The organism is Pelotomaculum sp. PtaB.Bin117 (assembly GCF_002067195.1).
Lineage (GTDB): Bacteria > Bacillota > Desulfotomaculia > Desulfotomaculales > Pelotomaculaceae > Pelotomaculum_D > Pelotomaculum_D terephthalicicum.
This window is the reverse complement of sequence record NZ_MVQM01000071.1, coordinates 1-7,491: the sequence shown is the minus strand read 5'-3', so window position 1 is coordinate 7,491 and position 7,491 is coordinate 1. Positions and strand designations below refer to the sequence as shown.

Below are 7,491 nucleotides of genomic sequence, written 5' to 3'. Positions count from 1 at the left end.
TTGACCCTGATAATCTAAATTTAGCAGAATATCTCTTTCTTGCAAATCACCTGCCTCATTTTCATGGGTGGTTGTACCCTGCGGGCATGTGGGGTTAGGTTAAAGAATTGCTGACGTATGTATAATAATGATTCAGGGCAAGAGCTTAATGGGCAAGCATTTTATAACAAAAATTGGTTATAAACAGGCTTGGTGATTAATTATGATTGAACTGCCGGAAGCTTTGACGCTGGCAAGTCAGATTAATGATACAGTTGGCGGAAAACGGATAAAAAGTGTTATTGCCGCCTATACTCCGCATAAGTTTGCGTGGTATCATGGAGATCCGCAAAATTACCATGATTTGCTCGCCGGAAAAACCATCGCTGCGGCAAACGGATATGGCGGTTTTGTTGAAATTAAAGCAGGCACGGCCGTTATATTAATCGGGGATGGAGTCGGGTTCCGTTATCATGGTCCAAAGGAAAGACGTCCCCCAAAGCACCAGCTATTAATTGAATTTGCTGATTTATCGGCTGTGAGCGCAACAATTCAGATGTATGGCGGAATAATGTGCTTTCGTGACGGCGAGCTTGATAATCCTTATTATAAAGTTGCCAAGGAAAAACCGTCGCCATTGTCGGACGGGTTTGACAAGAGCTATTTTGAGCAGCTGATATCCTCGCAGGATGTGCAGAAATTAAGCGCGAAGGCTTTTCTCGCGACCGGACAGCGCATACCCGGGCTTGGCAACGGTGTGCTGCAGGATATTTTGTGGCAAGCCCAAATACATCCGAAACGTAAGATAAACACATTATCAGATGAGCATAAAGCGCGTTTGTTTCATTCGGTTAAAACGGTACTCTCGGATATGGCGGAACAGGGCGGCAGAGATACCATGAAGGATTTGTTCGGCAAGAACGGTGGTTATAAAACTATGATGAGCAAAAATAGTGTTGGACATCAATGTCCTGTCTGCGCAGGCTCGATCAAAAAGGAAAGCTATATGGGGGGCAGCGTCTATTATTGTGAAAATTGTCAGGTGTTTTAAATCCTCAAACAAAAACCGCTTGCCGTTTTGATGATATGGAAATAAATGTTGCTATGAGAAATATGACAAAAAAGGGCATGCTATTAGGAAGCATCAAAAGTGCGGGGTGATTTGCGTGGATAACGCCGAAGTCAACGCGGATGACAAGCGCTATGAACTGGCAACCTTTGCCGGAGGGTGTTTCTGGTGCATGGTGGCGCCTTTTGAAAGGCTGGCTGGAGTCATCAGCGTAGTGTCAGGTTACATGGGGGGACATAAGGAGCATCCCACTTATGAAGAGGTTTGTTCCGGCGACACTGGCCACTGTGAAGTGGTGCAAGTATGCTTCGATCCAGGTATTTTACCTTATGAAAAACTTTTGGACGTTTACTGGCGGCAAATTGATCCAACAGATGAAGAGGGTCAGTTTTACGACAGGGGAGAGTCGTACCGGACGGCTGTTTTTTACCATAATGAGCGGCAAAGGCAAAAAGCGGAAATATCCAAAAGAGAGCTCATTGAAAGCGGCCGGTTTGACATGCCTGTTGTCACGCGGATTCTTCCGGCTACGGTGTTTTATCCGGCTGAGGAGTACCATCAACATTACTATAAGAAGTACCCTTGCCACTATGCCAGGTACCGCATGAGCTCGGGACGTGACGCTTTTGCTGGACAGTACTGGGGGAAAGAAAAAGAAACAGGCAAAGAGCGGTTGAAAGGGAAGCTAACCGGCCTTCAATATGAAGTGACGCGGAACAACGCCACCGAACCGCCTTTCAAGAACGAGTACTGGGACAACAAACGTGAAGGCATATACGTTGATGTCGTTTCCGGCGAGCCGCTTTTCAGTTCTAAAGATAAATTTGACTCGGGGTGCGGCTGGCCGAGCTTTACCAGGCCGGTTCAAGAGGAAAGTGTTATTGAGAAAAAAGATTTGAGCCACGGCATGGTTCGCACGGAAGTGCGCAGCCGGGAAGCTGATTCGCATCTTGGCCACGTTTTCAGCGATGGGCCGGCGCCGTCCGGCTTGCGCTATTGCATCAATTCCGCCGCCCTGCGATTCATTCCGAAGGAAGACCTGGAAAAGGAAGGATACGGTAATTATCGCAGTATTTTTGATTAGAATACCGCCGGCAGTCATAAAGCTCCTTTCATCAGTATTCATTTATTAAATTATGCCTGCTTTAATCTTGCATAATATTTTTTTCTCAGCAAAAAATATTAGCGCGGCAAATTGATAAATGAAAGGAATGAAAAGAATGCAGCAACAACACATTCATTGTATTGTGAACGACTGTCACTACTGGGCGCAAGGTAATATGTGCAATGCGAATGAAATACTCGTTTCCACCAACAATTTCGCTGAAAGTCAACCGGATCAAGTAGATGCTCCGATGGCGAGCCAGCTTACTCCCGAAACTGCGGGAGACTGTACGTCAACAGCATGCAAAACCTATGTATCTAAAGGTTCCGGTAAAGTGAACGCGGATAAAGTGAAAAGAATGTAATGAACTGGCAGGGACCCGGCATAATACCGCCGGGTCTCATTATTGACAGCATATGGGGAAATCACTTATACTAAGTTAAAGAATTGGAGTATAGATCATGTGACTGGCGGATGAGTTGAATGAACAACAGGGAGCATGATTGGGATGATTGCCGGCCGCCTGGGTAAAATATTTAGCCCAGGCGGCTTAATTTTTGAGAGGGGGATTTAAATGAAAAATTATGAACTGAAATATGGGTGCAACCCGCATCAAAAACCGGCGGAAATAAGGGCAACCGTGGGAGAACTGCCGCTCAAGGTTTTGAATGGAAATCCGGGTTATATCAACTTCCTGGATGCGTTAAATTCATGGCAGTTGGTGAAGGATCTGAAGGCCGCTTTAAATGTTCCGGCGGCGACTTCCTTCAAACATATCAGTCCCGCCGGAGCGGCTATCGGGCTGCCGCTGTCGGACGAACTGAAAAAATCATATTTTGTCGACGACATCGGCCTGGAACTGTCGCCAATCGCGTCAGCCTACGCCCGCGCCAGGGGGGCTGACAGGATGTCTTCCTTTGGGGATTGGGCTGCTTTAAGCGACACGGTGGATAAAGCCACGGCGATGATTTTAAAGAAAGAAGTTTCCGACGGCATTATCGCTCCCGGGTATACCGCAGAAGCTCTTGAGATATTGAAGCAGAAAAAAGGCGGGAAATACAATATCATTGAAATTGAGCGTGATTACGAGCCGGGCGAAATGGATGTAAAGTGCGTATACGGCATTGAGTTTGCGCAGAAGCGAAACAATATCATTCCCGGTTTTGATGACTTGAAAAATATCGTGACGGAAAATAAAGATTTGCCTGATGAAGCGAAGAGGGATATGATCATTGCGATGCTCACCCTGAAGTACACCCAGTCCAATTCAGTCTGCTTTGTTTCCGACGGCCAAGTTATTGGCAATGGCGCGGGGCAACAGTCGCGGATTCACTGCACACGGCTTGCGGGAGATAAGGCGGACATCTGGCATCTCAAAAAGCATCCCAAGGTATTGAGTTTAAAATTTAAACAAGGCGTGGGAAGGCCGGAGCGTGACAATGCCATCGATTTGCTGGTCAGGTACGATACCACGGAACATGAGCTTGATATGTTGAATGATCTGTTTGAAGTGGTTCCTGACCGGCTTTCCCCAAGTGAGAAGGAAGCCTGGCTGAAAGGGTTAGGTAATGTAACACTGGGCTCTGACGCATTCTTCCCCTTCAGAGACAATATTGACCGGGCTTATCGAAGCGGGGTCAAATATATAGTGCAGCCGGGCGGCTCGATCAGGGATGATATTGTAATCCGCGCGTGCGATGAATACGGTATGCTGATGGCAATAACGGGGCTGCGGCTGTTTCATCATTAATGCTTCCAGTTCTCCAGCAGCAGGTAAAGGGTTGGAATGACGTAGAGGGTGAGGGCTGTCGAGATAATCAGACCTGAGCTAATCGCGATGGCCATCGGCTGCCACAACGAACTGCCCGCTATAGCCATGGGGGCCAGCCCGCCGACGGCGGAAAGCATGGTCAGGAGGATCGGGCGCAGGCGGGCCTGCCCGGCCTGTGCCAGGGCTTCCCGCAGCGGCTTGCCTTCCTTTACGGCCAATTCCACGAACTCGATTAGGACTATGCCGTTTCGCACCACAACACCTGCCAGGCTGAAGACGCCCAGCGCGGCCATAAAGCCGATGGGGTTTCCGGTCAGGAAAATACCTGCCAGCGCCCCGCAAACTCCCAAGAAAACCGTTACCATGATGATCAGCGGCTTAAGCAGGGAATTGAACTGCACTGCCAGCAGCAAGTAAATGATGACCATTACCATCAGGGACAGGTGGGCCAAGTCCGTAAAAGACTTATTGCTCTCCTCTTGCTCGCCGCCGTATTCAATTTCATACCCCTGCGGCAGCGGGTAGGAGCGCAGGCTGTTCTGCAGCTCCTTGACTACCTCCGAGGGGAGGCGGCCTTGAGTGTAGCTGCTTACTGTGACGGTTCTTACCAACTGGTTGCGGTTGATTTGGCTCACGGCCCAGGTTGGGGTGATTTCAGCCAACTGGTTGAGCGGAATGCCCGCCCCGTTGACACTGGAAGGCACAGGAAGGCTTTTTAGCTGCTCAAGCGGTATTGGCTGGTTTTTAGCGGCTTTTAGTACTACATTGATCTGCTCGTCCGGGAGCTGGTAGGTGGAGACCGCCATGCCGTCAGTCATTAGCAGTACTGTGGAGGCAACGGCCAGGTTGGTCACCCCGAGACGGTTGGCCCGTTCCTCGTCAACTTGAACTTTGTATTGAAAGATATCCGGACCCATGGTATCATCCACGTTGATTGCGCCGGGTATATCCCGCAGCCTGGCGCTGATATCGCCGGCCAGGGCGCGCAGGGTTTCGAGGTCCTCCCCCTTGATGCGGACTGCCACCGGCGCGCCTACGGGAATTCCTTGCTCCAGGTTGCGGACCAGGATGTTAGCGCCGGGAATCTCCTCTCTGAGCCGGCTGCGCAGTAATTCAACCAGTTGGGCAGGTTTCCTCATACCCCTGTCGGTGCGCGTGCTCACGTAAATGCCGGCCTTGTTGGACCCGCTGACATACTTGGTTTCATTGTAATAGAACTGTGGAAAGGATTTTCCCGTATAGCTGGCGATTACCTTTATTTCCGGCTGTTCCGCCAGGACCGCCTCTACCTCCATGACCTTGTTTAAGGTTTCTTCCAGGGTGGCGGTGGTGGGAGTTGTAATGTCAATTAGAAACTCATTGCGTTCAGCGGAAGGGAATAAGGTTTTGCCGGTAAAGGGGAAAAGGGAGAGGCTGACTCCCATGAAGAGCACAGCCATGGCCACGGTTCGCCAGGGCCTGCTTAAAGCCAGGTCAATGGATCTACGGTAAAAAGCCAGCAGGCGCAGGTAAGTTCCTTCCGCCAGTCCGCCCTTCCTTTGGAAAAAAACGCTTACAATGCCCCGCGCCGGCCTGGTTGGGCGGGAAGCGAGGTAGAGCCTGACAATAGGTGTCAGAAACAGGGATACCACCAGGGAGGCCAGCAGGGTAACCGTGACAACCTGGGGAATGGCAAAAATGAATTCACCAATGTTTCCCTCAAGCAGAAAAAGTGGGGCGAAGGCGGCTATAGTGGCGACGGTGGCGTTGGTGATGGAGTAGGCCACCTCGCGAATGCCCAGGGTGGCGGCCTGCATCGGCGTATCGCCCAGTTCCAGGTGGCGCTGAATGTTGTCGTTGGTGACGATGGAGTCATCCACCAGGATTCCCAGTACGATAACCAGCGCGGCCACGGAAATCTGGTGCAGCTTAAGGTCCATCATCCCAAGCGGGCCCATGCCGAGCAAAACCGAGAGCGGTATCGCCACGGCCACCAGCAGGGCGCCAAAGGGCGGCAAAGCGAGCAGACACACCAAAAAAACAATGCCCATACCGATGAAAAGCTCCTGGTAAAGATGGTTAAACTGAGCACGGGTATTGACGGCCTGGTCAAAGATAATGTGCGGAGTAACCCCGGCAGGAAGAGCGGGGCCTATATTATGCTTGATATATGCCCGGATGTTGGCGGCTGTCTTGACCCGGTCTATATTTTCTTTAGGAAAGAGCACCAGGGAAACGCCGGGTGTTCCATTAGAGCGAACCAGCACGGCGGGGTCGGCGGTACAGAGACTAACTGCCGCTATATCGCGGAGGTAAACCGAGTTTCCTTCCGGAGTAACCTTTAAAATTGTCCCGGCAATAACCTGCGGGTCGAGATATTCGCCGGTGGTCTGGATAGCCAGGCCGTAGGGCTGCTCCTTTAGTTTGCCGCCCGGTATCGTGATGTTGCGGGCTTTGATAGCGTCGGCCACCTGGCTCCAGGTCAGGTTAAAACGGGCCATACGCTCCATGTCGAGGACCACCTGGATCTCCCTGTCGGGCAGCCCTTCCCGCTGGATTTCCGCCACGCCCGGCAGCCCCTTCAGCTCGTCCTTGACTGTGCGGCTGACGGCTTCCAACTCGAGGTAGTCCATATTAGGGGCCTCCAGGTGCAGGACCATCATGCAGGTGCGGATCAACTCTGTATTAAGCTGGGGTTCTGAGGTTTCATCAGGCAGGCTTTGGCGCACCTCGTCAATCTTATAGCGTACGTCGTCCCAGGCTTTTTTGGTGTCCGTGCCGGGATAAACCTCAATCATGATCACAGAGAGGCTTTCAGAAGAGGTCGACTCGATTTTTTTTACTCCTTTAATCGCTTCAAAGCCTTCTTCCAGGGGTTTGGTAACCAGCTTTTCCACTTTTTCCGGATTTGCTCCGGGGTAGGTGGTCACTACCCTGGCGACAAGCAGGGTAATATCCGGGTCTTCCTGCCGGGGTATGGTGAAGAAGTTCATCATTCCCCACAGCGCTGCCGCGACGAAGAATACCATGGTAATTTTTTTGTATTCAAGTATTTTGCGCAGCACCAGTCTACCACCTCATATTGGTGAATTATTAATCGCCGTGGAGGTTCCTTCAGGATTTTTGCCTTAACACGGGGTCGCCGTCATGCAAATACAGCCCTCCCCGGACGACGAGCTCCTCTCCGGGGTCAAGCCCGGTAATCACCTCAATCTGGTTGCCGATTGTTTCGCCGGTTACAATAGTTTTGGCAAAACTTTGCTCATCACGGACTACAAAAACGGTAACTTCCGCGCCTCGCTTGACCAGCGCCCCCACCGGCACCCAAACCGCGGCGGGGGTCTGACGCCGGCTCGCCACACGGGCTACCATACCCGGCTTGAGGATATGGCCGGGGTTATCCGCCTGCACTTCTATTAAAAAAGTACCTGTCTCACTGTCTACCGCGGGGTGAACGAGAGCGACCTCACCCGGCCAGTTCCGTCCCGGCTGATCAGGACTGGTAACGTCAACCGGGTCGCCCGCCTGCCAGTTATTTAGTTCTATTGCCGCGACAGTAACCTCTATCTTGATCTGGTCAAGGTCTCC

At 51.2% G+C, this 7,491-nt stretch carries 6 protein-coding genes and 1 riboswitch; of the genes, 4 read left to right on the top strand and 2 right to left on the bottom strand.

The genetic code is table 11. The features are described from left to right. Window positions 1–202: 202 nt before the first annotated feature. From A4E54_RS04655 to A4E54_RS04640, 4 genes are all read left to right on the top strand, one after another. A complete protein-coding gene (locus A4E54_RS04655) occupies window positions 203–1,030 on the top strand; it encodes an endonuclease VIII (protein ID WP_286724687.1) in 828 nt (275 codons plus the stop codon). 115 nt (window positions 1,031–1,145) lie between these two features. Next, entirely contained in the window at window positions 1,146–2,132 is a 987-nt protein-coding gene (gene msrB / locus A4E54_RS04650; protein WP_286724684.1) for a peptide-methionine (R)-S-oxide reductase MsrB, read from the top strand. Window positions 2,133–2,250: 118 nt separating this feature from the next. Next, window positions 2,251–2,517, top strand: a complete 267-nt coding sequence (locus A4E54_RS04645) for a DUF1540 domain-containing protein (RefSeq protein WP_240084016.1) — start codon at window positions 2,251–2,253, stop codon at window positions 2,515–2,517. Between the two features lie 89 nt (window positions 2,518–2,606). Continuing rightward, a riboswitch (ZMP/ZTP riboswitch) is annotated at window positions 2,607–2,689 on the top strand. 38 nt (window positions 2,690–2,727) lie between these two features. Then, window positions 2,728–3,903, top strand: a complete 1,176-nt coding sequence (locus A4E54_RS04640) for a phosphoribosylaminoimidazolecarboxamide formyltransferase (protein WP_286724682.1) — start codon at window positions 2,728–2,730, stop codon at window positions 3,901–3,903. Here A4E54_RS04640 and A4E54_RS04635 read toward each other — a convergent pair. Continuing rightward, the gene (locus tag A4E54_RS04635) at window positions 3,900–6,968 is read right to left on the bottom strand and encodes an efflux RND transporter permease subunit (protein WP_240084018.1); all 3,069 of its coding nucleotides are present in this window, start codon (window positions 6,966–6,968) and stop codon (window positions 3,900–3,902) included. The two genes, A4E54_RS04640 and A4E54_RS04635, sit on opposite strands and share 4 nt — an antisense overlap. Window positions 6,969–7,017: 49 nt before the next feature. Continuing rightward, window positions 7,018–7,491 (bottom strand): efflux RND transporter periplasmic adaptor subunit (locus A4E54_RS04630; protein ID WP_286724679.1); only part of this gene is annotated, 474 nt, incomplete at its 5' end.